Source organism: Myxococcus sp. AM011 (genome assembly GCF_013372595.1).
Classification (GTDB): Bacteria; Myxococcota; Myxococcia; order Myxococcales; family Myxococcaceae; genus Myxococcus; species Myxococcus eversor.
Window position 1 is genome coordinate 14,914 of the sequence record NZ_JABXEM010000029.1, and the last position, 24,540, is coordinate 39,453.

Here is a 24,540-nt window from a genome sequence, read left to right on the forward strand (position 1 = left end):
CAGGATGTTCCACGCATGGAAGGTGGGCGCCGCGTTGGGCGCGCTGATGCTGGTGGGGTGTGGCGGCGAGGAAGGCGCGCCGCCTCCCGCGCCCTATGCGTGGAAGTTGCCGGTGGGCTTTCCGGAGCCCTTCGTTCCGGCGGACAACCCCATGTCGGACGCGAAGGTGGAGCTGGGGCGCCACCTGTTCCACGACAAGAGGCTGTCGGGCAACGGCACCATGGCGTGTGTGAGCTGCCACGAGCAGGCGCGGGCGTTCTCGGATGGCAAGCCGACGCCCCGGGGCTCCACGGGAGACCACGTCGCGCGCAACTCGCCAGGGCTGGCCAACGTGGCGTACCTGGCCACGTACACCTGGGCGAACCCGCTGCTGGAGACGCTGGAGTCCCAGGCGCTGGTGCCGCTGTTCAACGAGTTCCCCACGGAGATGGGCGTGACGCCCCGGCTGGAGGAGGTCTTCCAGCGGCTGAGGGACGATGTGAAGTATCAGGAGCTGTTCCGCGAGGCGTATCCCGGCAAGGCGGAGCTGGTGGACCGCGAGACGGTGGTGAAGGCGCTGGCGTCGTTCCAGCGCACGCTGTTGTCGGGCAGCTCGCCGTATGACCGCTATCTGCGGGGCGAGCGGGAGGCGCTGACGCCCGAGGCGCGGCGGGGCATGGAGCTGTTCTTCGGGGAGCGCGCGGAGTGCTACCACTGTCACAGTGGGAGGCATCTCTCGAACTCGTTCCGTTCGAAGGACTCGGTGCTGCCGAACATGCAGTTCTTCAACACGGGGCTGTACGACTTGGATGGGCGGGGCGCGTACCCGTTGGACAACCCGGGCCTGTTCGAGTTCACCCAGCGGGTGGAGGACCAGGGCCGCTTCCGCGTGCCGCAGCTGCGCAACGTGGAGCTGACGGCGCCGTACATGCACGACGGCAGCATCGCCACGCTGGAGGCGGTCCTCGACCACTACATGGCCGGTGGGCGCAACGTGACGGAGGGGCCGTTCACGGGAGATGGCCGGGCGAACCCGAACAAGGACCCGTTGGTGCGGCCGTTCGAGCTGACGGAGTCGGAGCGCGCGGACCTCATCGCGTTCCTGAAGAGCCTCACGGACGTGGAGTTCACGCGCGACGCGCGGTACTCGAACCCGTGGGAGTGAGAGAGGTCAGGCTTCGTCGTCGGGGAGCAGCCTGCGTAGAAGCTCGTCGTCGGGTCCGAGGGGACGCCATCCCGCGGGCGGTGGATTGGCGAGAAGGGCATCACCCGCCAGTTGCACACGGGTTTCATGCGTTTCTGGGACGATGCCGGACCAGAGCCCGAGCGCCTTGGCGACCCTGAAGCGGTTGTCGTCATCCAGCACGGCCGGCCAACCCTCAGGGAGGCTTCCCCACAGCTCGCGCACGAGATGTCCGCGAACCAAGCGGGTCACTTTCTTGCTGCGCACCGCTTCGGCCACCAATCCATCGTACACCTGAACTCCGGCAACGTCGTCCGGACCCAGTTCCTCGGCCAATGCCACCAACGATGCGGTGGGACGGGCCTCGGCAAAGGCCGTGAGTGAGTCGTAGCCGCGCTCACGGACGCGCTCATACAAGCGGGCCTTCCAGTTCTCCCGCCATGAACGTCCGTCGGTCATCGGCTCCTCCCCTTCGTGAACATGAGTGGGACTTTGTAGAACTGCATACGCTCCGCGACGATGTCCAGGACCTGATTCCGCGTCAACATCCGGCCTGCCCTGGACTCAGCGTCGCGTAGCGTCTTCATGATCATCCGGTTCCACTCACCGGGCCACACGCGCCCCAGCTTCCAGTTTCCTCCGCCGTGAATGGCCTCGTGGTGGGCCTGCTCCAGCCGGACGCAGAACTGGTCGATGTCCATGTCGCCCTTGAAGCCGCGCTGCTCGAACCACTCCCGGTGCTCCTTCGGGAGGACGTGGTGCTTCGGAGCGTCGGACATGCCCGCTCCTGCCTTGCCCGTCACCCGCATGCCCCGCACCTCCGGACTGTCCCCCAGCGCCTCGCGCACGCCCTCGGGCAGGTCTTGATGGGCCTGAGCCATCATCACCTGACCCCCGTGGATGCGGACGGCCGTGCTGACGGCGGGGAGGGAGATGACGCCCGCCTGTACGAGCCTTCGCATCAGCTCCACCCACTCGGCGGAGACGACGATGCGTGAGCCCGCCATGACACCCCCTGAACTCATCGCGAGGCCCACGCCGAGCGTCGCGGGTGCGGCCGGGGGAAGCCGGGGCAGCGACATCTTCAGCGAGGAAATCAGGGTGACCATCTCCAACACCTGCACGGCCACCAGAACCTTGCCGCCGTCCTCCATGGCCGACTGTCCATCCGAATGAATCGCGTTGAACTCCCGGGTCAATGTCCCCATCAGCTCGGGCATCGCGAGTGCCGCGGCCTCGACACGGTCCGGGTCCTGGGAAGCGAGGTCCGCCAACGGGGGCTCCACCAGACCCCGGACACGGTTGAGGTCCACGAACTGCTTCTCGAAGCTGCAGATGAAGCACTCCCGGAGCAAGGCATCGGTGAGCTGGAGGAAATCAACCCAGGTGGAGAGCAGCAGTGTGCCGAACATCGCGGCCTGGAGCCGTGGCCCCGTCATGCGCAGGACGCCCAGCTCCATCTCCGGGTTCTCCACTTCCGACGCGGCCCCAGCCATCACCGTCGCGCTTCCGAGCGCGCCGCGAATCCACGTCACCTGTTTGGAGCCAAGGCGGAGAAAGCGCATGAACACCTCGCCGTTGATGGCCCGGCCATCAAAGCCGGGCCGACGCGTCGCAATCATGGACAACGCGGACTCGACCCTCTCCAGCGAGCCCTTCATCTCGTCAATGGACTCGAGGACTGCTTGTCGAGTCAGCGTGGCGCTCCGCGCTCCGCCTCCGATGGCTCCAGCCACAGTGCCAGGCCCAGCCCGCGTTGCGTCGCTTCGTGGCCCCCGATGCCGCCACAACCGTTGTCCTGCTTCGGGTCCCGCGATGGCGTGCGGGCGTTCGTCGCTCGGCTCCCCTTCCCAAGCGGGGGACGAGGCTGCACGCGGCGCGTGGTTCAGCGTTCCGTCGCGCCCGGGCGCATGAGTCACCGAGGCGCATCCCGTGGCCAGCAGCACTATGGCCAGCAAGGCGTTGGCGCGCATGGCCCACCCCCAACTTGAGCGTACTGAACCAGCTCTCCATGGCCGCGTTGTCGTAGCCGTTGCCGCATCGGCTGATGCCGTGCCTCGCCAGAACGTGCGGGTAGTCCTCACTGGCGTATGTGCTCCCCTGGTCCGTGTGGTGCAATAGCCTACCAGTCCGCCGCGCTGTACGGCGACGCCGGAGGGGCGCATGAGTTGACGGCGCGGCGGCACGCCATGGCGCCCGTGCCTCGACGCAATACCTCCCGAGGGGGATGTCCGTCCCCGGAGTCTTCGGGTGTCATCCCCGGAGATGAGGCGCATCGCTCGTTGATGCGCTGACGGCTGTCTTCTGGGGCCATCCATGAGAGTGTTGGGAGTTCTTGCGCTGCTGCTGCTGGCGGGCGGCTGTGCGTCGACCCGTGTCGTGCGTCTGGATACGGGAGGGGGGAAGTCAATCGCATACACGCCCATCGAGACCGAGCCTGTCGAGATGGACGAAGAGGAGTTCAAGGGCGCCGTCGCGCGGCTCGTACCCGACCTGCGGCTGGACGCCGTGTTCAAGGAGGTCGACCAGGAGGACCGCCGCTCCTCGAGCGTGTCCCACGGGAGCGGCGGTGACGGGGCGCTGGGGCGGGCCGTCTCGTCGGCCCATGAGCGCGTCTGTCAGCGTCAGGAGGACCCAATGGGCTGCCTGGGCATGATGACCGGTGGACTCACACTGGGGCCGATGGAGCGCAGGATGCTCGCGCTCTACTTCGCGTTCGATGGTGCCTGGGATGACATCGAGGAGGACCTCCGCGGCACGGTGAATGTCGCGGCCCTGCGGGGCCTGGTGACGACGATGTCCGGGACGGCACTGAAGACGCTGGTGGCTCCCGAGCCCATGACGAAGCCCATCGCGCTGGCCTGGGCGGCCTCGCTGATTGCGTATCTAGGGACGGAGCCCGTCTGGAAGCTCGGGCAGGGCTTCTCGCGGCTCGTGGAAGAGTCCCGGGACGCGGCGAGCTTCGAGGAACTGGAGCGCGTCGGACATCGCTTCGGTGATGTGCTGGGCGACAACGGGGCCCGCGTCCTGGTGGTCGTCTCCTTGTCGGTGCTCGGCGGGAGGAACGCCATGGCGGTGCGAGGACCGAAGATGCCGGGCTTCGCTCAAGCCGCGATACGCGCCCAGACGGAAGCGGGCTTTCAGCTCGCGGGTGCCCTGTCTGGAGACGTCCGGTCGATTGCGCTCACGTCCGGAGGAGAGCTGAAAATGACGCTCGCGCCAACGGCGGTCGCCGCGGTCGCGATGGGACCTGGCGCGGCTCCCATGGGGACAGTGGGTGGCATCCCGGGGGACGCGGAAGGCACGGTGCACCCCATCTGCGCGGGCAAGGGCACGGCCTCTGAATCGGATGGCGGCCCGTGGGCACAGCGCTGCCAGGAGCTCTTCATCAAGGCAGGGATGCGCCCGGAGGACCCGGCGAACCTGATTCGAATCAAGGGCCATCGAGGGCCCCACCCCGAGGCCTACCATGCGCGAGTCTTCGAGTTGCTGAACGACGCGACGGGAGGATGCCGGGACGCTGGCGGGTGTCGGGCCGCGTTGACGCGCGAGCTCGCCAGGGTTGCGCGAGAGCTCGTCACGAAGGGAACGGAGTTGAGGACCCTCGTGACCCGAAATGCCGAGGAGTAGGCGGGAACGCTTCCTCACGAGCTTTAAGGCGCAGGCGTCCCCGCGTGGCTCTCGACTCCGTGGGAGTGCGGGCAAGGCCGCCTTCCGCTGCGGGGTTGCGAAGCATTACGTGGTGGACGCCTGCCCTGTCGCATGGGGAAGGAGCCACGACCCTGGTGGGTACGCTGAAGGTCTCATTCACAGGAGGCTTTCATGCGACGTCCGGTCGGTCTGTTGAACGCGTGTGTCCTGATGATGCTGGGGTGTGGTGGCTGGGAGGAGCCCGCGCTCACGGCGCCAGATGAAGGCTCCGTGGCGGAGACGTCGGAGGCGGCGCTGGACCTGGGCCCCGTCCTCGTCACCTGTCCGGTGGGAACGAGTCAGGCCTTCTACTCGCCAGGGCTGAAGAACACGCCCCAGGATGTCACGGTGTCGGGGCAGGCGACCCTGAGCAACTGCGTGACGGTGCTGGGTGACCCGGTGACGTCTGGCACCAACAGCCTGACGTCGAGCGTGGTGCGGGGCTTCTCATGTGGAGACCTCCTGCTGCCCAGGGCCGTCACCCAGACGGTGACGTGGAACACGGGGGAGACCTCGACGATGGTCTTCACCCAGCTTCGTGTGGGCGTGCAGGGCACGCTGTCCGTCTTCGTCCTGACGGGCACCGTCCGCTCCGGAAAGTTCGTCGACGCGACGGCGGTCCGGACCATCTCCTATGTCACCGTCGACCTGGAGGACGGTTGCGCGTCCCCCGAAGGGCTCACCTCCCTTTCGGGCCTCACGACGCTCTCCCTGACGAAGGTGCTCTGAGCCCTCTACGAGCGTGAGTCGATGTCGTGGCGGCGAGCCCCTCGCCCCACGACGCCTCACGTGCATGGGGCTGTGTCCGTTGCGACAGGCCGCGCGTGGATGTTGGTGTCCGACACTTCCCGTGGCAGGTGCGGCACATCGCCCCGGTCTCGCGGGGAGGTGCGAGCGTCATTCATTGTCTCTTGTCGTCTTTCGCGGATGGGCTTGTGCGCGGTGGATTCCTATCTCGGCAACGGAAGCGTTATCGGGAGCGGAAATGCGCAGAAGCCTGTTGGCGGCGGTGGTGGTCATTCTTTCCGCACTCGCCCTCACCTCGACATTCGACGTGTCGGCGGGGAGTGGCGAGGAGGCCCCCGCGCCCCGGGAGCCGGCTGCCTTGGCCGCCGCGCCGCGCTCTGACAGCCCCGGCCCCGTCGTCGTCACCTGTCCCGTCGGCATCACCCAGGCGTCGTACATGCCCGGGTTGGGCGAGCTGACGAAGGACGTGACGGTGGCGGGGGCCACCACGCTCAGCAACTGCGTCACCATCCCCGCGACGCGGGTGACGTCCGCGCGCCTGCCGCTCGATTCGAGCCTGCTCGCGGGCTACTCCTGCGCGGACCTGATGACGCCGCGCACGGTGCGCCAGGTGGTGCAGTGGAACACGGGCGAGACGTCCACGCTGGTGTTCAGTCAGTCGAGAGAGCTGGCCCAGGGGCCGCTCACCGTCTTCACGCTGACGGGCACCGTGGAGTCGGGCGCCTTCGCGGAGGCCACCGCCATCTGGACGGTGACGTACCTCAACTCCGACATCGAGAAGGGCTGTGCGTCACCCGGTGGGCTCATCTGGCTGAGCGGGCCGTCCACGCTCGAGCTCATCCGCACCATGACGTGAGTCGTTGGGAAGATTGGAAGGAGGCTGCTCATGCGTGCGATGTCATGGAGTGTGAGGGGGCTCGTGCTCGTCGGGCTCTGTGGCCCGTTGGCTTGTGGAGACGGCGGAGGAGGCCCGGGACGTGGGGCGCTGGAGGGGCCGGGAGCGATGACGATTGAGCGGCCTCCGGAGAAGGTGCTCATCACCTGTCCCCTCGGTCATGGGGAGGCGAGGTACGGCACGGGCGTGAAGGCCGAGCCCCGCGACAGCGCGGTGTCGTTCCAGGCGACGGTGAGCAACTGCGTGACGGTGCTCGGCTCGGCGGTGAAGTCGGCGACGCTGGGCACGGAGGCGCCGAGCCTGATGCGAGGCCTGTCCTGCACGGACCTGGCGCGAGCCGGAGCGGGACGCCAGGTGGTGACGTGGAACACGGCGGAGACGTCCACGGTGCTGATGAGCCAGTCACACCTCTCCGTGCAGGACGCGACGACGCTCGTCACGCAGACGGGGAGGGTGCTGTCCGGCAAGTTCCAGGGCGCCACGGCGGTGAGGACCACCACGTTCCTGAGCACGGACATCGACAATGGCTGCCGCTCCGAGGAGGGGCTGACGTACCTGAAGGGACCGGCGACCTTCAGCGTGACGTACCCCTGAGTCCTGGCGCCGTGGGGACTGCGCGGGGCGGGTGAAGCATTGCATGATGGCTCCCGCCCGAGGTCGAGCGAGGAGCCGCATGTCCGTCCCCCGTGAGTTTCAGAGCAAGCCCCTCGACAGGTTCCTGGAGAACCGCCCTCCACTGGATTGCCTGGGGCAGTGGGATGAGACCGTCCACGACGCGTTCCTGCTGAGTGGCCGGCTCGACACCCCCGCCGAGACGGCGTGGTTGAAGGAGACGTTCCTCGCCCTGCGCAAGCGGGCCAGCGCGGACCTGGTGTCGTTCCACGACGAGCTGATGGTGACGCCATATGGAGGGGCGGACGTCGCGTGTCCGGAGGGGTACTCGCCGTGGCGGGTGGAGTTCGGCCTGTCGCTGTTCCCCAAGCGGGAGCAGGGCTTCGCGCGCCTCGAGTGCGTCGTGGAGTTCAGCCTGTACGAGACGAGCCCCGACGCCTTTCGCGTGCTGAAGGTGTTGCCGGAGGCTGGCGCGGAGGTGAAGGCGTGCGCGGAGCCTCGGGGCACGCTCCAGCTCGAGTCGCAGCGCCCGGCGCGGCTCATGCTTCCCATGCCCAAATCGCGGCGGGCGCCGGAGGTCGCCGTGGAGCTCTACGGGAAGTCGGGTCCAGGGCCCTATCTCCACGACGCGGTCCGGACGTGTGTGAAGGCGGAGGCGCTCGGGGCCACGGCGGCGCGCTGGCGGTTGGAGGGGCCCTCACCGAGCCGCGAGCCGGGCGCGGAGAGCCACGCGCTCTCGGTCATCCTCGCGGTGAGGCCGGATGCTCCCGCCATCCAGGCCGCCGGGAGCCTGCTCGCATTCAGCAAGGAGAACTGGCTGGACGCCGTCGTGGGAGACCACTGGCGGCAGTTCCTCACCAGCGTGCGCGAGTTCCAGGGGAGCGGCGCGCCCGCGGAGGCCTATGGCGAGTGGATGGACCTCCTCGTGCCTCCTCCACCCAGGGCCTGAGTCACGAGAAGGGCGCGAGGCAATCCATGTATCCTGCCCCGCAATGCGCTCGACCCTGTTCCTGCTGGTGGTCCTCTCCGCCTGCGCGACCTCTCGTCCGACTGCGAAAGGAGACGCGGGGCCGGCTCCAGGCGAGCCCTCCACCGCCCCGCCAGCCGGACCTTTTGGAACGGCGCATCGCTTCAACCTGATGGAGGCGTCCGCCGACGGGCGGTGGTTGATTGCCTGTCAGGCGCGAGAGGACACGGACAAGAACGGCCGAATCGACGAGGACGACCGCACCTTCGCTCACCCGAGGTTTGGCGAGGGGGATAGGGCCGTCACGTATCTCTTCCTCGATTCAGGCCTGGGGACTCCCATCGAGGACTTCCTCGGCGCGGACGTCTCCGGTCGCTACCTCGCGGTGGTTCGCAATCAGACCCTCATCCTCCTCGACGTGTGGACGCGGGAAGAGCGGGAGTTGGTGCGATACAGCGTCCCTGATTCGACCAGACCTGACGCGCTGTGGCCTCCGCCTGTCGCGCGCTTCTCGTCCGACTCAAGGCACATGCTCTACCTGCGAGAGGCGCAAGGGCGCGTGTCCGCCGTCGTGCGGGAGCTGTCCTCGGGCCGCGAGCAACAGGTGGAGTCGGGAGCGGGTGAGCTGCGCAACGCGGACTTCAGCGATGCCGGTGACTGGGTGAACCTCTGGGTCCATACCGAGGACATTCCCGAGGGTGAGCCTCGCGAGCGGCCGGTCCATTCATCCTCGCGGCTCCGCGGGTCGTGCAAGCTCGACCCGAAGGGGGAGCGCTACCGCATGAATGAGGACATGCTGGTCTGGCGCGCGCGTCGTGTGGAGGGAGGGCCTTTGCATGAACTCAGGGGCGCGGCGCGCATCGATGAAAGAGAACCCCTGACCTTGCTGCTGGGACGCTTCATCCTGCGGCGGGGAGAGGCCGGTGAGCTGTTCGCCGAGGACGGCTCGGGGCGGCGCACCGAGTGGGTTCCCGCCTTCTGCGAGGGCCGAATCCTGGTCGCGGACCCTCGGCGTGAGCTCGTGGTGGTGGCGTGCACGTACAAGGGGCCTGAGTCGCTGGCCACCGTCGAGCTGCATGGGGCCGAAATCCATCAGCCGCTGGACTTCCACGTCACCTATCGAGACGAGGACTCAGCCTTCTCCCCCTTCCCGATTCCACGGCTCGTCTCCCTGCCCGAGGGGTTCCCGGAGTACCTCGCTCCCGACGGGCAGGTGGCTCAATTCATCGATTCGAGGCGCGTCCTCATCGACCTGGAGACGCGGGCCTTGCACCGCGTCGATGACAACATCGTGACGACGCGAGGTCTTCTCGCGCTGCTCTGGGCCCCGCTTCACTTCGAGCCCCATGAGGTGACGAGAGACCGTGTCGCCAACAAGGAACTCGTCAAGAGCCGCCGCCGCCCCCTGTCCTTGTGGGATGTCGAGACGGGCAAGCGGACCTTGCTCGCCGAGCATGCGACCCACTGGGTTTTCCAAGCGGGCTCGCTCGTCCTGGCCGGTGGCCTCGTTGTGGACATGGAGTCGCGACAGGTGGTGGGCAGGCCCTCCGTGATGGACACCACGGTGATGGCGCTCGACAAGCGGGGGCGCATCCTCCGTGGGAAAGCACCTCCGCAGGAGCAGGGCCGGCGTGAGCCGTCCCGCGATGTCTGGGGACCTGTCTCTTGGGAGCCCCTGGTCCGGTAGTCGTCTGATTGGCACTGGAGGACCGCATGAGGTGCTGTCATTGCTGAGCACGTCACCCTCCGCTGATGCGCCGGGCGTCCGATGGAGCCCTCCCCGTGAGGTGAGGGGCCGTGGGTCGCCTGATGACCGGGGACACTCGGCTGATGACAGGTGTCATCAGGGCGAGAGGCTCGGTGGTCCTCCTCGGGCGTGCGTCTGCTCGGAAAATCCAGGGGTTGTTCGTGCCAGGCCCGTCGCCTGAGGCTGGCACACGCGCTGCTATGGGCTCCCGGGACGCATCAATCCGCCTCCCATCCCCCGAGGGTCCCGCCATGAGCATCTCCCCCCTGCAGAACGCCTCTGTCCCCCGCTCCAGCGTCTCTTCAATTCGCGGCGGTGGCGTGGAGTCCTCTTCCTTCAGTCCGTCGACGGGCATGGGCGTGAAGAGCGCGCCGGGCCTGGCCGCGCTCCAGAAGGACGGCTTCGAGCTGGGGGGCTCGGGAGGAAAGGCGCACCTGGGCAAGCTCCTGGAGAGCACCCTCTCGGTGATGAACACGCTCGTGCAGGTGATGTCGCAGATCGCCGAGCAGGGCGGCGTGCAGGCGCCCCAGGGTGCCAAGGGCGCGTCCAAGAGCTCGTGCTTCGGTGGTGACAGCGGCTTCTCTCCGCAGGCGTCCTCGGGGCGGCCTCCGCTGGACCTCAATCCCACGCCGACGGGCCCCAGCGCGGCGCCGAGCTTCGATGCGGCGCCGAGCGTCGATGCGGCGCCGAGCGTCGCGGGTGGGAAGAAGCTGGGCGGCAACCTGCCTCCGGGGTTGGAGAAGCTGCGGAGCACCATCGAATCGGCGGCGGCCAAGACGGGCGTGCCGGCGGAGATGCTGGCCGCGCAAATCTGGCAGGAGTCGCGCGGCAACCTGGAGGCCGTCTCCACCAACGGTGGCAATGGCCTGACGGACACCGGCCTGATGCAGGTCAACCCCAACACCTTCAAGGAGCTGCAGTCGAAGCACCCCGAGCTGCAGGGCAAGGACCTCTCCGACCCGGCGACCAACATCCTCGCGGGCGCCTGCTACATGAAGGACATGAAGGAGCAGTTCGGGAGCTGGGACCTGGCGCTGCGCGCCTACAACTCCGGCCCGAATGGCGTGGACCGCAACAACGCGAACGCGATTCCCGCTGGCACCGGTGACGCGACCTACGTGACGAAGGTGAAGGACTTCATGAGCACCCTCTCCACGGGCGAGGGCACGCTGCCGGCGTGAGCGACTGACGCCCACCATTCCACGCACCTCTGACACGCCAGGATTGCAGCGGCGCGTCGCGACATTTCCCCAGGATTTCCGTTCATCGGGTGTGCGGCTGAAGTGACATCGGATTTCACCTGTCCTTCGGCTGCATTGACTCAACGTGAACCAGGGCCACACCTGGTCGGCCGCCATGTCGCGGTCGCGTGCAACGGGAGAACAGGGACATGAAGTCCATCAATGGATGGTGGGGCGCGGTGCTCGTGTCGGGACTCATCGGCTGTGGGCAGGAGGCGAAGGAGCCCGCGCCGGAGCAGGCGGAGATTCGTGCCGCCGAGCAGGAGGCTCGCTTCCTGACGCCGCCCGCGGGCTGTACCGAAATCACCGTGGGAGAGATGGTCAACGGCATCGAGCTGACGCCGGTGCAGTACGAGCGGCAACCGACGTTCCGTGGCGACTTCTCGAACACGGGAGGCGCGCAGCGGGACGAACTGCGCATCCGCCTGGACATGAACACCCAGCCGGGGCTGTATGACTTATCGCTGGGCGGGGCGAACACCTTCACGTGCGACCAGTGCGTCTTCGGCTACCAGGACATTGGAACGACCTCGCAGAAGCTGTTCGTCGCCGACGCGGGAGCGCTGCTGCTCGCGCTGCAGGTGTCGCCGCAGCAGACGGTGGGCGCGCTGTCGAACGTGGTGCTGCGGGAGTCGGTGCTCGCGACGCCCACCTCGGGGCCTTACACGGGTTCGTCGGTGGTGTCGGGAGGCGAGTGCCGGTGGATTCGCTTCGCGACGTGGAACACGGTGCGCCCGGGCGGGTGTGACCCGCGTCAGGGTTCGCTGACGTCGAACCTGCATGACACCGCGTGTGTCTCCGACGACTACGCGGCGACGGACGGCACGTTGCAGCGCGCGCTGGGGACGAAGACGCAGGGCGAGGCCTGCACCGCGACGCCCGCGGAGAGCGAGCACTCGTTGACGACGACGGACTGCGAGCAGGGCTTCGCGTGCACGGACATGCTGAGTGACGACGCGCAGTGCCTGAAGACGTGTGACTTCATGACGGCGACGCCGGGGTGCCCCACGGGCACGGTGTGCGGCGTGTATGGCCTGTGCATCGAGCAGTCGGTGCTGGAGCCGATTGGCTTCGCGTTCGACACCGCGCTGATTGGCGAGGCGTGCTCGGCGTCCTTCACCGAGTTCTGTGGCGTCGAGGGTGCGCGTGGAACGTGCTTCGACCCGGACGGCGCGGCGGGTCCGGCGGGGGCGACGTGCCACCGCTACGCGCGTGCGCGCTCCGAGTGCGGAGCGGGCGAGGAGCTGGGCTACATCTACTACCCGCTGTCGGGTGGCGGTGGAGACCGCGGCTACGGCTTCTGCTACTTCGACGGTCGCTGAGTCGGCGTGACATCTCCCCGTCCGGTGTGCCCGGACGGGGAGGGCGCGACGGGTGTCAGGGTGCGGAGGCCCTCTCGCCGAGGGCGCCTTCGTAGCCTCTCTGGAAGGCACCCCGCATCAGAGCGCGCTCACGAAGTCGAGCAGCATGCCGCGCTCGTCCCTGGACATGGCCTTGAAGCGGTCCCGGCTCGCGCTGCCCTGCCCGCCGTGCCACAAGATGGCCTCTTCGAGGGTGCGGGCACGCCCATCGTGGAGGAAACGCGTCCCGGGATTGGTGTGCTCGAGCAGCCCCAGGCTCCACAGCGGGGCCGTGCGCCATTCCTGCCCGGTGGCGACACCTTGCGGGAAGTTGTCTCCCAGCTCGGGCCCCATGTCGTGCAGCAGCAGGTCCGTGTACGGACGAAGGGTCTGCTCGCGCAGCTCGGCATAGCGGTGTCCGGTTCCCGTGGTCAGCGTCGCCACGTGGCACGCATTGCAGCGAGCCTGCGTGAACAGCACCGCGCCGGTGGCGACGCGCTCCTGCATCCGACGCTCGTCCGCTTCGTCCGCTCGCATCTGCGCCAGCTCGGCCTGGAGCTTGGAGGGGTCCGGGTCCTCGACCAGGTCTCCAAAGTCCACGGCGTAGTTGCGCAGAGGCTGCTCACCGGGGAAGTGGCGCTGGGGAGGAACCGCCAGCAGGCTGGTGTAGTCGACGATGAGGCGCAGGTGCTCGTCGCTGAGCTCCGGCGCGGCGGAGTTCGCATTGCGGCAGTCCTCGTCGTCCGTGGCCAGGCCGCAGTTGTGGGTGGGGAACATCGACGTCGTCACGCCCATGTCGTTGTTGAGGGCGCCCGCGACCTGCTCCTCCACGGTCGAAGCCGTGCCGCGCCAGCCGAAGCGACCCACACGGGTGATGGACGGGAAGCGCGGGTCCGGAATCAACTGAAGCTTGCCGACCGCACCGTCGGGGTCCTGTCGGCTCGCTTCGGCGAGGGCCTTCAACTGCTTCTCCGGCACCGCCTCCAGCAGGCCCATCCCCACCATGTGCGGAGCCGTATGCACCGACATGCGAGCAGGCAGCTCCAGCGCGTTGCCCTGCCGGTCCGTCAGCGAATAGACGGGTGCTTGCAGCGTGTACGCGGTTCCATCCGGGTACTGCCCCGGAGTCTCCCGATACGAGGTGACCTTCAGCACCGCGTTGCGTCCGTCGTACTGGGTCTTGCCGTCGTTCACCACGCCCTGCCAGAGGTGCCCGCCGAAGCGGCTGTCCGGCACGAGCTTGCCGGTGGCGTCCACGTCCGCGGTGAGCACCACCATCGTCGACAAGGGCGTGTTGAGCGCGGGAGAGCTCTTGCCGTTGTTCACATGGCAGTCGATGCATGAGGCCTGCTGGAACCGGGGGCCCGCCTTGTTCATGGCGGTCGTGACAGCCGGATTGCCGGGCTCGTGGTGGCCTCCCGTGAGGAAGGAGGTATGAATCAGGCGCCGCCCTTCGGTGAAGGCCTGGATGTTGCGACCCGCGATGTTGAGGCTCGCCTGCATGAAGTTGATGTGGGTGAACCCCGAGGTGTTCTCCTGGAGGGTCATCATCTTGCCGCCCGCCAGGGCGCTGTCCGGGATGGGCGTCGAATCCCAGGGAATCGCGGGGGCATCACAGCAGGGGCCCCGATACCAGGGCACGATGCCGGGAGTGCCGACACGGTAGACGAGCGCGTCCGAGTAGTAGTTGAAGCGACCGAGCGCGTTGCCCTTGGGGCCGTCCAGGAAGATGCCGAGCTCGAACTCATACAGGTCGCCCTCGCGCAGGTCCCGATTGAGCGCGGGTGAGCGCGTAATCTGCTTCACCAACACGAACTCGCCGTCCGCGAGCGGGACATTGAGGTCCCGAAAGCCGCTGGGGCTGTTGTTGTCCGGCAGGGCGTCGTAGTTCTTGATGGGAGTCTCCAGCTCCTGGTCCCTCCGAAGGGTTCCGGGGGGCAACTGCTTCATGCCCCCGTTGTCCCCATAGAGCGCCACCGACATCGGCAGGTAGGGCTGCTCTCCTCGCCGCCCGATGTACCCACCACGGAAGTTCGTCCCGTACAGCCACCACTGCGGACGCACGACGAGCGTCAGGATGCGGGTCCCGGGCTTCTTGGGGTCGGGATTGGGGTTGTCGTAGAGGGTGATGTCGTGGGTGCGGCGCTCGAAATAGTGCGCCGCGAAGGTCATGTAGTTGTCCCCGCCCAGTGGATTGCCCTTCGGAGGCATCTCGCGTGCGTGGCGGTCGCGTGTACGTCCGCCAAGCTTCGTCACGAGCGTGCCACCGGGGAGCGTGTAATGGGTCGTGGGCTGCGGGTCGGCCCAGGTCAGCTCGGCATAGCCATCGGGACCATTGCCTTCAGGTTGAGTGGGTCCGCCCGGCGTTGGCCCTTCGCCGACCTGCACGGTGCCGGAGCTGCAGGCGGCCGTCAGACATGCCCAGGCCACCACCGCGAGCAGCGTGGGCCGGGTGCTCACTGCCTGCTTCGGATTCCGACCAGGGATGGCCACCTGCGAGGAACTGCCCGCGGGGGCGAACATTTCAGGAACGCAGCTCACGGTTCGACTCCTTTCAAGAAGGTTGGACACAGACATCCGCTCAAGGTGCATAGAGGCGCTTGAGTGCCTCGTATGCGGGCCGCGTGTTTCGGTCGACGTCGACGATGCCCCACCACTCCTCATTGAAGGTGCTGTCGGGGTAGGGGCCACCGCCCGGGGCCGAGCCACCGTTGTCGTGCTGGGAGGGATTGCCGGCCTTCCACCACTCGTCCGACCACTCGAAGACGGTGCCGCCGGAGCACACGCCTCCTGTGTTCGCGGTCGAGTGGTCGAGAAGCTCCTGGGTCAGGGCGTGGGTCGCCTTGGCCTGGCTTTCGGGGTCGTATCCGGGGAGCTTCGCGTTGAAGGCATCCGCACCGTACTCGGCGAGGAACATGGGCTTCGGGCTGAGGTCCTTCCACTGGGTGAAGGCGTCTCCGAACGTGATTCCGCGATACATGTTCAAGCCCCAGACGTCGATGTCCGGCATGGCCGCGATGGTGGCCCTGGACGGCATCTCGCCATAGACGGTCGCGATGGGGTGCTTGGAGTCGAGCGCCTTGATGGCCGCGGCAATCTGGTTCAGGCGCGCCATCGAGTCATTGAAAGACACGTTGGTATACAGGCCGTTGTAGTTCCATTCGTTGCCAAGGGACCACATGAGGATGGCGGGGTGGTCCTTGAGCGCCGCGACGTGCTGGGAGGCGCGAGCAGCGGGGTCGCCGCCGTAGGAGTACACGCTCATGACCACGCGGATGCCCGCGGCGTGCAGCTTGTCCAGCACCACGGTGTCGCGGATGGTGTCGTAGGTGCGGACCACGTTGATGCCCGCGGCCTTCATCAGCGCGATATCCTTGTCGGCGAAGGCGGCATAGTCCCCCCTGGGTGGGTGTTCGCGCCCCTTTCCGACAGGGTTCCAGCAGACGCCCTTCATCTGGATGGCCTTGCCACCGACCTTGATGGCTCGCCCGTCCACGGAGACTTCACCGTCGCCCCAGTCGCTGGGGCCTCCATCCGGAGAACCCGCGTCAGGACTGCCTCCATCCGTGCGCGGGGACCCGCCATCCTCGCGCGAGGGCCCGCCATCTTCACGCAGGGGCCCGCCATCCCCGTTGAGGTCGCTCGGCTCGCTGGAGTCCCCTGAACAGGACTGGATTGCAATCATCAACAGGCTCAAGACAAGGCCACGAAGTTTCATGAACGCCTTTCAAAACGATGCGCCCAACGTCCAGTTGAGGCCGGAATAGCGCTCCTGGGAGATGCCTCCCCCGGTCCATTCCGTTCCCGCTCCGGAGAAGGTGTCTGCGTATTTCTGGAAGCGGTAGCGAACGCTGTACTCGAGCGGCCCGACGAGCTCGCCGCCGACTCCCGCCTCGAGCCCGAAGCCGCTGCTCGACACCTCGGGACCATAGCGGTCCTTCTGCTCGCGGCCCGGCTGAGGCCGGATGAAGTACAGGAAGCCCGCCTCGAGCCGAGCCAGACGGGCCAGGGTCACCGACACATCCAGCCCCACCGCCGCATGGGTGCGGCCCGTCTTGGGAAACAGCGCCTGGTATTCCTCGGCCACCTCGAATGCGTGGGAGATTCCGCCTGCGCGAAGCCCCACGAACGCGGGGAGGGGCGTGGCCGTGAACGACAGCGGGAAATACAAACGATAGGTGCCGAAGAGCGACCCATACGTGTCCACGGCGCTCGCGGTTCCCCCAGGTCCGCCTCCCTGGATACTGACCTGGGTCCAGCGACGCGACAGCTCGGCGGTGACGCCCAGGCCCTTCAGCGCCGTGTCTCCCAGGAGCGCCAGCGGAAACGCGTCGAGCCCGGCGCTGAAGCCCGAGTACGGACTGGGCGTTCCGAACAACAGGGAGCGCTCCGGCCTCTCCGCCTCCGGCTGCGACTCCAGTTGTCCGCACGACCGGATGCCCGGGCCCGCGCAATAGGACCGGAAGGTGGTGGCGCCACCGAGCCTCACGGAGACCCATCGCGGCCCCACCACTGGCGAGGGAGCCTTCACGAGTGCCACGTCCTCCACTGGCGCCGCCGCGACCTTGGCCGTGGGCTTGGGGGGAGGGGCGCCACTCGAAACCCGTGCGTCCGCCGTGGCCGTGGGCCTGGGGGAAGGGACGCCACTCGAAGCTCGTGCATCCGCCGTGGCCGTGGGTTTGGGGGAAGGGACGCCACTCGAAGCTCGTGCATCCGCCTTGGCCGGGGGCAGAGGAGCAGCGTCCTGTGACATCGAAGCGACCGGCTCCGCGGGCTCAACGGACTCCTGGGGGACGACCTCCGTCGCGGCTTCGTGCAACGTCGTCAGGATGGCGTCCGCGGCCCGGAAGGCGTCCTTCTTCGAGAGCCTTCCCTTCTTGAGCGGATACGATTCGGTTCCGAGCATGCTCCCCGACGCGCTCACCACTTCCACGGTGAGCGCACGCCCCGACACGGCGCCCCGGACGGTCGCCGCGAGCCCGAGCTCCCTTGAGAGCGCGACGATGGCCGCATCCGTGTGGGCCTCGCGTCCCCGGAAACCCAACCGTCGCGCGCGGGTTGCATACAGCTTGCCCTTGATGACGTCGGAGCCCTTGGCCTGCAACGAGCGTTCGAGCTGTTTGCGAACCGCGTCCCGACGGTCCCCGGTGAGCTCGAGCACCGCGACCCGCTGCTCCGCACGCGCCCAGAAGGACGTCAGGAGCACGCACAGCAACATCACTGAATTCAACCACTGGCCGCGAAGAGTCACTTGTCCCATACCTCTGTCACGTCGACTTCAAGGGTGTACCGCGCTCGCCCATCACCTGGGCAGCCGCATGGTCCGGACTGCTTCGACCGTCGACGCCTCCATCCGGGCCGGCAATCCGGGGAGCAGCGCGCCGACCGAGGCGGGAACATTGAGCGGATGGATGAGCGCCAACTGGACGGTCCGGCTTGGAACGTCGAGGAGAATCAAGAAGTAGCGATAGCCAGACACCGGGCGGCGCAGGGCCGCACCGGGCCCACGGGTGGGGCTGGCGACCGCGCCCCGCGCTGCTTCGGCGCTCGTCGCCTTGTCGATGAGGTCGGCTTCCCCGCCCAGGGTGCTGACGTTGCACTTCGAGCCACAGGGGCCCTCGCCGACATAGCCCGCATAGCCAAACATGTTGGTGCTGAAGACGTCGAGGTTCCGGAAGTCGTTGTTGTCGTTCACGACCTCGAAGACATTGAATTGACCGCAGCCGTCGCCCAGGTACCACTTGTCAGGCTCCTTGGCGTAGCAGTGGCAACCGCCGAAGGCGCCCGCGCGCACGAGCTCTCCATGACTGAGGCCCACCCACGGAGCATCGAACCAGTTTCCGTTCGAGCCCTGTGAGCACGCCTGCCCCAGCGAGCCCGCGTGGGGCATGGTGGCGAGCATCACGAAGAGCTTCGAGCCCGACCAACCCCAGGTCTTCTTCTTTCCGCTCCCTTGCGGTGGGCAGTACGGCGCGCTTCCAGGACCGCACGTGAAGTCCTCGCTCGTCGAGACGTCGACCAGACACTCGGTCCCGATGACGCCGTCGAAGCCCTTCGCTTCGGTGTTGTTCCCCTCGAAGTGGAGGCCCTCCGGGCTCTTCGGGCTCCGTGCGTCCCAAGATGACACCAGGTTCCAGGGCCCCTTCGAATCGCCCTCCGGTTGATACACGGCGAACTGCTTGACCTTCATCGGGCCTCGCAGCGTCACGATGAGGTCCTCGTCCCAGGGGGTCAGCTCATTGCCTTCGATGGTGTGCTTGCTGAGACAGCACCCCGTGCCCTGATAGGCATCACAGGGCCCCGTCGCGGGGTCCCTCCGACTCGGATACCAACCCGGCGCGCCGATGGACTCGAAGGTGAGCGTCCCGCCGTGTGAGGCCGGGTCCAGCTCCGAAGGGTCCAGATCCGCTCCCAGGCCGCCATCGACGGGACCTGGCGTGGGACCGGGGTTCTCGGTCGAGGGACCGCCATCCGGCGACCGTGAACCGGAGCCTTGCGAGCATGCGCACAGCAGCGCCAGGAGCAGGCTCGTCACTTCGAGGCGCCGGCGGCGCCGACGACCCCGGAGGAGCAACACCGGAGCGCCGAGCAGAGCGAACGCGGAAGGCGCCGAAGCGGCCGTGCATCCAAAGCCATACTGGATGGGGGGCGCATCCAAGGGAACGACGCCCGGCGTGCCTCCATCCGTGGTCGACCCGAAGAAGAGGTCGGAGCTTCCATTCGAAGAGGCCACGTTGGGATTGCGGCCCGCCGCCAGCTCGTCCCAATCACCTGTGCCGTCGCCATCCGTATCCGCCCGGTCCTCTTTGACTCCGTTGAGCGCCGCCTGAAGAGACTCCGTGTCGAACGCTCCCGTCAGTCCGTGCTGCCGCAGCGTCTCCGCGAAGGGTTGGGTGGCGGTCCCTCGCCCGCCAATGGCGGTGGCGTGGCAAAGGATGCAGGGCGGCGTGTTCTCCATCGCCGTCGCCGTCCGAATCGCCGAGGGGAAATTGCTGGTGGCCCCCGCGGTGGTGCCAAGGAGGACCGCGACCAGCACCATCGGTTGGGCGAAACGGGAAGGGCAGAGGGCGCTTGGCACGATGGGGCTCACAGGTAGAAGTGCAGCAGGAGGACGCTGCCCAGGTTGGAGATGGAGGGCTGCCCCTCGACAGGCGTCTGCCGGGCGAACCCGTCGAGCCGGACCTCAAGGCCTCGCGCGGCGAACCAGCTCAATCCCAGCCAGCCCCCGAGTTGCATCCCCGTCGCTCCGCGCTGGTCCTCTCGAAGGACCTCGACGGTGCCCAGCAGGTGCAGGCCACGGACGACCTCCAGGTCCGCCTGGGCGTACCCCACCACGCCCATCTGGGTCCCTCCCTGCTGGCTGCCGCGCACCAGCGCGTCCAGCTCGGCGACCAATGCGAGGTCGGGGGACGGCGCATAGCGGGCAAACAGTCCATGCGCCTGGCGCAACGTGTTCGCCTCCAGGTTCAGGCGGTCGAAGCGGGCGAAGGTGACCAGGCTGGACACACCCGCGGTCAGGTTCGGTGCGAAGGCGTACTCGAGGTAGCCGGAACCTCCCCGCTCGCGAAAGCCGTCCGGGCCCACCTGGAAGTTGCCGGCGATGGCCATCACCTCGGTGCGGAAGTTCTCCGCCGACCAGGCCACCGCCACGCCGTGCTGCTGGGTGTCGTTGAAGTCCGTCCGGGTCACCGCCCTGGCCCAGAGCGTGTGCTCGACGGAGCGGAGTCCAAAGGGGAGCGTCAGACGCCCGGCCCTGATGAACAGCGCATCCTCCAGCAGGGCGGCTCCCAGCCAATAATCGCGGCTGACGAGCTTCGGTCCGTCGATGTCGCCGACAGGAGTCAGGCTGGCCGCGAAGGCGCGGCGGGGTGCCACACCGAGCGAGGCCATGGCCCGGAAGGCCCCCACCACCACCGCGGCGCGAACATCGGCGGCCATCACCACGGGGACCAGCACGTCGCGGACCTGTCCCTCGTTGCTCGTAGCGCCGAGGTTCACCGAGCGCGTGAAGAGGCCCCCCGCGCGCACCGACACCTCCGGCAGAAACCACTCCGGGCGCGAGGACCCGAGCGCGCCGTAGAGGAACCAGGTGTTGGAGTCCGCTTCACCTTCCGGGTCGGACGTCCCCCATTGGGTCTCCAGGAGGGTCTGCTGCTGTGCGCGCCCGTAATCCGTCATCACGCCGCCACCGCTGGGGTCGACGTGACAGGACTGGCAGCCCGTATAGTTGTGTTTGATCATCCAAGGGAACGCCAGGGCCGCCCGTGGATGGACCAGCAGGCACAACGCAAGCGTCCAGGTGAGCACTCGAACAGACACGTCTGGGTCCTTCTCTCAGCGCTCACGAACGGCATTGTCCGCCGACGCGCGCGAATGTTCTCAGGCCTGGGTGATTTCGAAGGCGACGTCGACGTCGATGTCTGGTTTGACGGTGATGCCCATGTAGCTCGGGACGGCGACGCCGAAGTCCTTGAAGTTCACCTTCACCTGCGAGGTCACCTTCGTCGTCTGTGTCGCCGCTCGCTCCGCTCGGTACTGCACGACGACTTCTCGCGTCTCGCCGTGCAGGGTGAGCAGGCCCTTGGCTTGACCGGACTTCGTCTCACCCTTGGCCGGCACCAGCAGCTCGCCGCGCTTCACCACGAGGACGGCCTGGGGGAACCGGGCCGTCTCCAGGTACTTCTCCTTCATGTGTCGATTGCGCAGCTCGATGCCCGTATCGAGGGAGTCCAGCGGCACCGTGAAGGTGAGGGACTGGCCGTCGTCCTCGAGCGACAGCTTCTCGGTAGCCCCCACCAGCTTGAATCCGGCGGGTCCCTTCCCGGTGAATGAAACCCGGCTCTCTCCCTGAAGGGTGAACCCAGCGGCGGAGGCGACCCCCGGAGTCCCCAGGAGAAGCCCCAGCGACAGCACCACCAGGAGCGCGCTCACGCGAGAATCTCCGTGAGCTCCGCGTTCGCCACGCCTCGCACGTCTTCTCCGAACGAGGTCACGGGCATGCCGAAGACGCGCCGCATGAGCGTGAACCACAGGTCACGGAGCTGTCGGTCATTGCCCACCGAGTCATAGGAGATGTGTGTGTTCTGCTTCAGGATGCCGTTGCCGCCGACGATGAGGATTGGCAGGTCGAACGCATCGTGGTCGTGCGTGCGCATCTCGCTGAGGAACACGAGCGTGGTGTGGTCGAGCACGGTGCCATCGCCTTCGGGGATGGCGTCCAGCTTGAGCGCGAGCTCCGCCACCTTGCGGCCCATCCAGGCGTTGATGGCCGCGAAGCTGCGGTTGCTCGGCTTGATGATTTTGTACTGACCATTCTCCACCGTATCGGCGAGCTCGCCCTCTCCGTGCTGGCTGCCGTGGTAGTGGAGGCTGGAGCCCGCGTTGTACGAGAGCCCCACGCGCGTACGGTCCGCGGCCGGGATGTTGCGGTATTCGAACTCGGAGCGCGCGTCGTCGAGCAGGTGGGTCACCACGCGCGTGCGGTCACACTCGAAGGCGAGGGTGATGAGGTCGTTCATCACATCGGCGTGGAGCTCGTGGTCGTACCCGTCCTGTCCCTGGGACAGTCCCTGCTGCGGGCCGGGCGGCTCGGGCACCGCACCAGGCGCGGCGAGCGCGCGGCAGGTGGAGGAGACTTCATCGGCGGCGAGCTCCAGGCTCCGCACGGTCGTCAGGTACTGGTCCAGCACCTGCTGGTCCCGGCTGCTCACGCGCTTCTTGATGCGGTTCATGTCCTCGCGGACCGCGTCCAGCACGCTCTTCTCGCGTGCCTTGAGCCTGGCGAGTTCGGTCGGAGTCTGCGCGTTGCCGCTTCCGACCAGCGCGTCGAAGATGACGCGGGGATTGACGTTGCGCTTGAGCGGCTCGGTCGGCGACTTCCACGACAGCACCTGGTTGTAGGCGTAGCTGCGGTAGTCGAAGAAGCCTGGCTTGACGCCCAGGCCGGTCTGCATCGAGTTGAGGCCCGTCTGTCCCTGGAGGGTCTGCGCGATGAGCTGGTCCACCGAGGTGGTGCTTCGCACCGCGGAGTCGAGCGGGAGCTTCGCCTTGCGAGCGACTTCATCGGCGTCGATGCAGGTGGTGACGGCCGACATGCAGCGCGCGTGTGACGGCTCGACGCTCGGGGACGGTGACTCGCCGTTGTGGCTCCACGTGTAGTTGCCCAGCCGGCTCACCATCATCAGCTTGTGCTTGAGGGGCTGGAAGGGCGTGAGCACGTTGGGCAACTGGAACGCGTCACCGGAGACGGACTTTCCGAAGGCGGGAGCCGTGCTCCACCAGTCGTGCGGAGCGCCGTTGGGGAAGGCGCAGACCAACAACCGGCGAGGCATGCTCCCGGCCGCGGCGCGGGCGACGCGAGGCGCGAGTGCCTCCAACCAGGGAAGGAACAGCGCGACACCTGCTCCGCGCAGCACGGTCCGGCGCGACATTGAAGTCTTCATGGAGCCTCCTCTGCGTGCCCACGGAAGGCGGGCGAAACCACGACGTGGTGAAGGAGCTCGCGGAGCGTTCCCGCCTTCCAGGTGGCTGACAGCCTGGCGACTCGCGGCTCGTCTTCCGGCACCAGGCTGCGGCGCATGGCGAAGCTGTACAGCTTCCTCGGCGCGCAATCGCCGAGCCGCGAATCCTCCGCGAGCAGCGGCAGCAGCTCCGACACGTTGGCGATGGGGATGCCCTCGTAGACGCCGCTCGAGTCGATGGGGTGCCCCTCGTCCAGGGTGCGGTAGCGGCCCACCGGGTCGAAGTTCTCCAGGCTGAGTCCGAGCGGGTCGAGCATGTTGTGGCAGCCCGCGCAGGACGGATTGCGCCGGTGCGCCTCCAGTCGCTCACGGACGGTCCTGGGCGACTGGCCCTCCTCCGGTGGAAGCTCCGTGACGACTCCTGGCGGAGGCGTCATGTCGGTGCAGAAGAGCGACGTGATGACGCCCTTGGCGCGAGCGGTGGGCGAGGTGCGGTCGCTGTGTGAGCTGAGCGCCAGGTAGGCCGGCAGCGTCAGGAAGCCGCGACGCTGAAAGGTCGTCGGGTCGGCGGCGAGCAGCGGCTGGATGGCCGTGTTCGCCGGGTGCGGGGCCAGGAACACCTCTTTCCAGGGTGTGGTCCCGGTCACGAAGCCGGACAAGAAGTCGTTGGCCTGCGCTTCGACGCCCTTCGCCACCTCCGGCGTCCATTGAGGGAAGCGGTTGGTGTCCACGTTGTGGCTCGACAGGCGCACGGTGCCGAGCCACTGGCCGAGGAATTGGGAGACGAAGCGCTGACCTCGAGGGTCCTCGAGCATCTTGTCCGTCATGGCGATGAGCTCCGCGTCATCGTCGAGCTTGCCGCTCTCGGCGATGGCGAGCAGCGCATCGTCGGGCATGGAGCCCCAGAGCAGATAGGAGAGGCGGCTCGCCAGCGCGGCGGACTCGAGCGCGTCCTTCCGAGGTCCGGGACGTTCGATGCGCAGGAAGAACGACGGACTGCTGAGCATCACCCGGAGCACGTGTGCGACCGCGTCCACGTGGCCCATCTCCAGCGACTGCCTCGCCTTCTGGTAGGTCGCCAGGTACGCGGCCACCTCTTCGTCGTCGAGGGAGCGGCGAAACGCGCGGCGACCCAGCGTTGTCACGAGGGACTTCGGACATTCAGCGTCCGTGTCGCTCGCGGGAGTGCAGGTAACCAGACGCGCGGTCAGCTCGGGGGACTCGAAGGCCTTGGCCACCACGTCGCGAGCGGCGTTGAAGACCGCTTCACTTTGAACCTCCGACAAGGAGGCGAGCACGCCCACGTTCGCGTCGAACTCGGACGATGAGGCCGCTGGGAAGTAATCGGCCGGACGCGATGTGACTCCGAGCAGGTCCTGAACCGTCGCGTTGTATTCCGACGCGGTCAGCAGGTGCGCCGGCATCGTCTCGCCCTCACCTCGGTTCGAGTCCGACAGGGAGAGAAAGGAAGAGCCCTCGCATGCCGAGAGCCCGAGAAGAAGACAGACCCCCACACGTTTGGAGGCTGAGTCGAGACGCATGGTCGCTCCTTGCAGAGACGCGGAGGGGGACGGGCTTCCTGGTTGTGGAGTCGAGCGGGGGGATGGCCTCTGCAACGCTGCTGTAGAGACTCGGGCCGCGGATTTCGGCTCAACAAAAGCGACGAGACGGAGTCGCTC

19 protein-coding genes and 1 pseudogene are annotated in these 24,540 nt (G+C 67.5%); 9 read left to right on the forward strand and 11 right to left on the reverse strand.

The window, feature by feature from the left end; genetic code table 11:
- Window positions 1–4: 4 nt before the first annotated feature.
- Window positions 5–1,144, forward strand: coding sequence for a methanobactin export MATE transporter MbnM (locus HUW62_RS08465; RefSeq protein WP_176434121.1), 1,140 nt, complete (start codon window positions 5–7; stop codon window positions 1,142–1,144).
- Window positions 1,145–1,150: 6 nt separating this feature from the next.
- Here HUW62_RS08465 and HUW62_RS08470 read toward each other — a convergent pair whose 3' ends face one another.
- From HUW62_RS08470 to HUW62_RS48580, 3 genes and pseudogenes are all read right to left on the reverse strand, one after another.
- Entirely contained in the window at window positions 1,151–1,621 is a 471-nt protein-coding gene (locus HUW62_RS08470; RefSeq protein ID WP_163869973.1) for an NUDIX hydrolase, read from the reverse strand.
- The gene (locus tag HUW62_RS08475; protein ID WP_338041968.1) at window positions 1,618–2,784 is read right to left on the reverse strand and encodes a DUF2380 domain-containing protein; all 1,167 of its coding nucleotides are present in this window, start codon (window positions 2,782–2,784) and stop codon (window positions 1,618–1,620) included. Before HUW62_RS08475 ends, HUW62_RS08470 begins: the two co-directional genes overlap by 4 nt.
- Before the next feature lie 364 nt (window positions 2,785–3,148).
- Window positions 3,149–3,283, reverse strand: a pseudogene (locus HUW62_RS48580) (IS3 family transposase); the annotation flags it as partial.
- A gap of 195 nt (window positions 3,284–3,478) precedes the next feature.
- On the opposite strand from HUW62_RS48580, the gene HUW62_RS08480 reads away from it, so the two are divergent.
- The 8 genes from HUW62_RS08480 (at window position 3,479) to HUW62_RS08515 (ending at window position 12,383) form a co-directional block, all read left to right on the forward strand.
- Window positions 3,479–4,792 carry an AHH domain-containing protein gene (locus HUW62_RS08480; protein ID WP_176434123.1) on the forward strand — a complete coding sequence of 438 codons (1,314 nt, stop codon included), beginning with the start codon at window positions 3,479–3,481 and terminating at the stop codon, window positions 4,790–4,792.
- Between the two features lie 192 nt (window positions 4,793–4,984).
- Window positions 4,985–5,581: a hypothetical protein gene (locus HUW62_RS08485; protein ID WP_176434124.1), complete on the forward strand. Its 597-nt coding sequence runs from the start codon at window positions 4,985–4,987 to the stop codon at window positions 5,579–5,581.
- Window positions 5,582–5,837: 256 nt separating this feature from the next.
- Complete coding sequence (locus tag HUW62_RS08490) at window positions 5,838–6,455, forward strand: hypothetical protein (protein ID WP_163869978.1); 618 nt, start codon at window positions 5,838–5,840, stop codon at window positions 6,453–6,455.
- Between the two features lie 30 nt (window positions 6,456–6,485).
- Entirely contained in the window at window positions 6,486–7,088 is a 603-nt protein-coding gene (locus tag HUW62_RS08495) for a hypothetical protein (protein ID WP_163869979.1), read from the forward strand.
- Between the two features lie 79 nt (window positions 7,089–7,167).
- The gene (locus HUW62_RS08500; RefSeq protein ID WP_176434125.1) at window positions 7,168–8,055 is read left to right on the forward strand and encodes a hypothetical protein; all 888 of its coding nucleotides are present in this window, start codon (window positions 7,168–7,170) and stop codon (window positions 8,053–8,055) included.
- A gap of 43 nt (window positions 8,056–8,098) precedes the next feature.
- Entirely contained in the window at window positions 8,099–9,760 is a 1,662-nt protein-coding gene (locus HUW62_RS08505) for a hypothetical protein (RefSeq protein ID WP_176434126.1), read from the forward strand.
- A 311-nt stretch (window positions 9,761–10,071) separates the two neighbouring features.
- Window positions 10,072–11,001, forward strand: a complete 930-nt coding sequence (locus HUW62_RS08510; RefSeq protein WP_176434127.1) for a lytic transglycosylase domain-containing protein — start codon at window positions 10,072–10,074, stop codon at window positions 10,999–11,001.
- A gap of 209 nt (window positions 11,002–11,210) precedes the next feature.
- A complete protein-coding gene (locus HUW62_RS08515) occupies window positions 11,211–12,383 on the forward strand; it encodes a hypothetical protein (RefSeq protein WP_176434128.1) in 1,173 nt (390 codons plus the stop codon).
- A 117-nt stretch (window positions 12,384–12,500) separates the two neighbouring features.
- Here the strand turns inward: HUW62_RS08515 and HUW62_RS08520 are convergent, their stop codons facing one another.
- The 8 genes from HUW62_RS08520 to HUW62_RS08555 all read right to left on the reverse strand — a co-directional run bounded on the left by HUW62_RS08520 (window position 12,501) and on the right by HUW62_RS08555 (window position 24,285).
- On the reverse strand, window positions 12,501–14,942 hold the full coding sequence (locus HUW62_RS08520; protein WP_176434129.1) for a di-heme oxidoredictase family protein: 2,442 nt from the start codon (window positions 14,940–14,942) through the stop codon (window positions 12,501–12,503).
- A gap of 40 nt (window positions 14,943–14,982) precedes the next feature.
- Window positions 14,983–16,119 (reverse strand): glycoside hydrolase family 2 TIM barrel-domain containing protein, encoded by a 1,137-nt coding sequence (locus HUW62_RS08525; RefSeq protein WP_176434130.1) that lies wholly within the window; start codon window positions 16,117–16,119, stop codon window positions 14,983–14,985.
- A 9-nt stretch (window positions 16,120–16,128) separates the two neighbouring features.
- Entirely contained in the window at window positions 16,129–17,619 is a 1,491-nt protein-coding gene (locus tag HUW62_RS08530; protein WP_176434131.1) for a hypothetical protein, read from the reverse strand.
- Between the two features lie 84 nt (window positions 17,620–17,703).
- The gene (locus HUW62_RS08535) at window positions 17,704–18,975 is read right to left on the reverse strand and encodes a DUF2403 domain-containing lipoprotein (protein WP_176434145.1); all 1,272 of its coding nucleotides are present in this window, start codon (window positions 18,973–18,975) and stop codon (window positions 17,704–17,706) included.
- Window positions 18,976–19,487: 512 nt separating this feature from the next.
- Window positions 19,488–20,720 carry a hypothetical protein gene (locus HUW62_RS08540; protein ID WP_176434132.1) on the reverse strand — a complete coding sequence of 411 codons (1,233 nt, stop codon included), beginning with the start codon at window positions 20,718–20,720 and terminating at the stop codon, window positions 19,488–19,490.
- Window positions 20,721–20,780: 60 nt separating this feature from the next.
- The gene (locus HUW62_RS08545) at window positions 20,781–21,332 is read right to left on the reverse strand and encodes a YceI family protein (RefSeq protein ID WP_163869988.1); all 552 of its coding nucleotides are present in this window, start codon (window positions 21,330–21,332) and stop codon (window positions 20,781–20,783) included.
- Window positions 21,329–22,843 carry a DUF1552 domain-containing protein gene (locus HUW62_RS08550; protein ID WP_163869989.1) on the reverse strand — a complete coding sequence of 505 codons (1,515 nt, stop codon included), beginning with the start codon at window positions 22,841–22,843 and terminating at the stop codon, window positions 21,329–21,331. The genes HUW62_RS08545 and HUW62_RS08550 overlap by 4 nt, the downstream gene beginning before the upstream one ends.
- Complete coding sequence (locus HUW62_RS08555) at window positions 22,840–24,285, reverse strand: DUF1588 domain-containing protein (RefSeq protein ID WP_176434133.1); 1,446 nt, start codon at window positions 24,283–24,285, stop codon at window positions 22,840–22,842. Before HUW62_RS08555 ends, HUW62_RS08550 begins: the two co-directional genes overlap by 4 nt.
- Between the last annotated feature and the right edge of the window lie 255 nt (window positions 24,286–24,540).

Coding starts and splice junctions, on each gene's coding strand:
- HUW62_RS08465 (WP_176434121.1), top strand. CDS start 5: ATGTTCCACGCATGGAAGGTGGGCGCCGCGTTGGGCGCGCTGATGCTG.
- HUW62_RS08470 (WP_163869973.1), bottom strand. CDS start 1,621: ATGACCGACGGACGTTCATGGCGGGAGAACTGGAAGGCCCGCTTGTAT.
- HUW62_RS08475 (WP_338041968.1), bottom strand. CDS start 2,784: ATGATTGCGACGCGTCGGCCCGGCTTTGATGGCCGGGCCATCAACGGC.
- HUW62_RS08480 (WP_176434123.1), top strand. CDS start 3,479: ATGAGAGTGTTGGGAGTTCTTGCGCTGCTGCTGCTGGCGGGCGGCTGT.
- HUW62_RS08485 (WP_176434124.1), top strand. CDS start 4,985: ATGCGACGTCCGGTCGGTCTGTTGAACGCGTGTGTCCTGATGATGCTG.
- HUW62_RS08490 (WP_163869978.1), top strand. CDS start 5,838: ATGCGCAGAAGCCTGTTGGCGGCGGTGGTGGTCATTCTTTCCGCACTC.
- HUW62_RS08495 (WP_163869979.1), top strand. CDS start 6,486: ATGCGTGCGATGTCATGGAGTGTGAGGGGGCTCGTGCTCGTCGGGCTC.
- HUW62_RS08500 (WP_176434125.1), top strand. CDS start 7,168: ATGTCCGTCCCCCGTGAGTTTCAGAGCAAGCCCCTCGACAGGTTCCTG.
- HUW62_RS08505 (WP_176434126.1), top strand. CDS start 8,099: ATGCGCTCGACCCTGTTCCTGCTGGTGGTCCTCTCCGCCTGCGCGACC.
- HUW62_RS08510 (WP_176434127.1), top strand. CDS start 10,072: ATGAGCATCTCCCCCCTGCAGAACGCCTCTGTCCCCCGCTCCAGCGTC.
- HUW62_RS08515 (WP_176434128.1), top strand. CDS start 11,211: ATGAAGTCCATCAATGGATGGTGGGGCGCGGTGCTCGTGTCGGGACTC.
- HUW62_RS08525 (WP_176434130.1), bottom strand. CDS start 16,119: ATGAAACTTCGTGGCCTTGTCTTGAGCCTGTTGATGATTGCAATCCAG.
- HUW62_RS08530 (WP_176434131.1), bottom strand. CDS start 17,619: ATGTTGCTGTGCGTGCTCCTGACGTCCTTCTGGGCGCGTGCGGAGCAG.
- HUW62_RS08550 (WP_163869989.1), bottom strand. CDS start 22,843: ATGAAGACTTCAATGTCGCGCCGGACCGTGCTGCGCGGAGCAGGTGTC.
- HUW62_RS08555 (WP_176434133.1), bottom strand. CDS start 24,285: ATGCCGGCGCACCTGCTGACCGCGTCGGAATACAACGCGACGGTTCAG.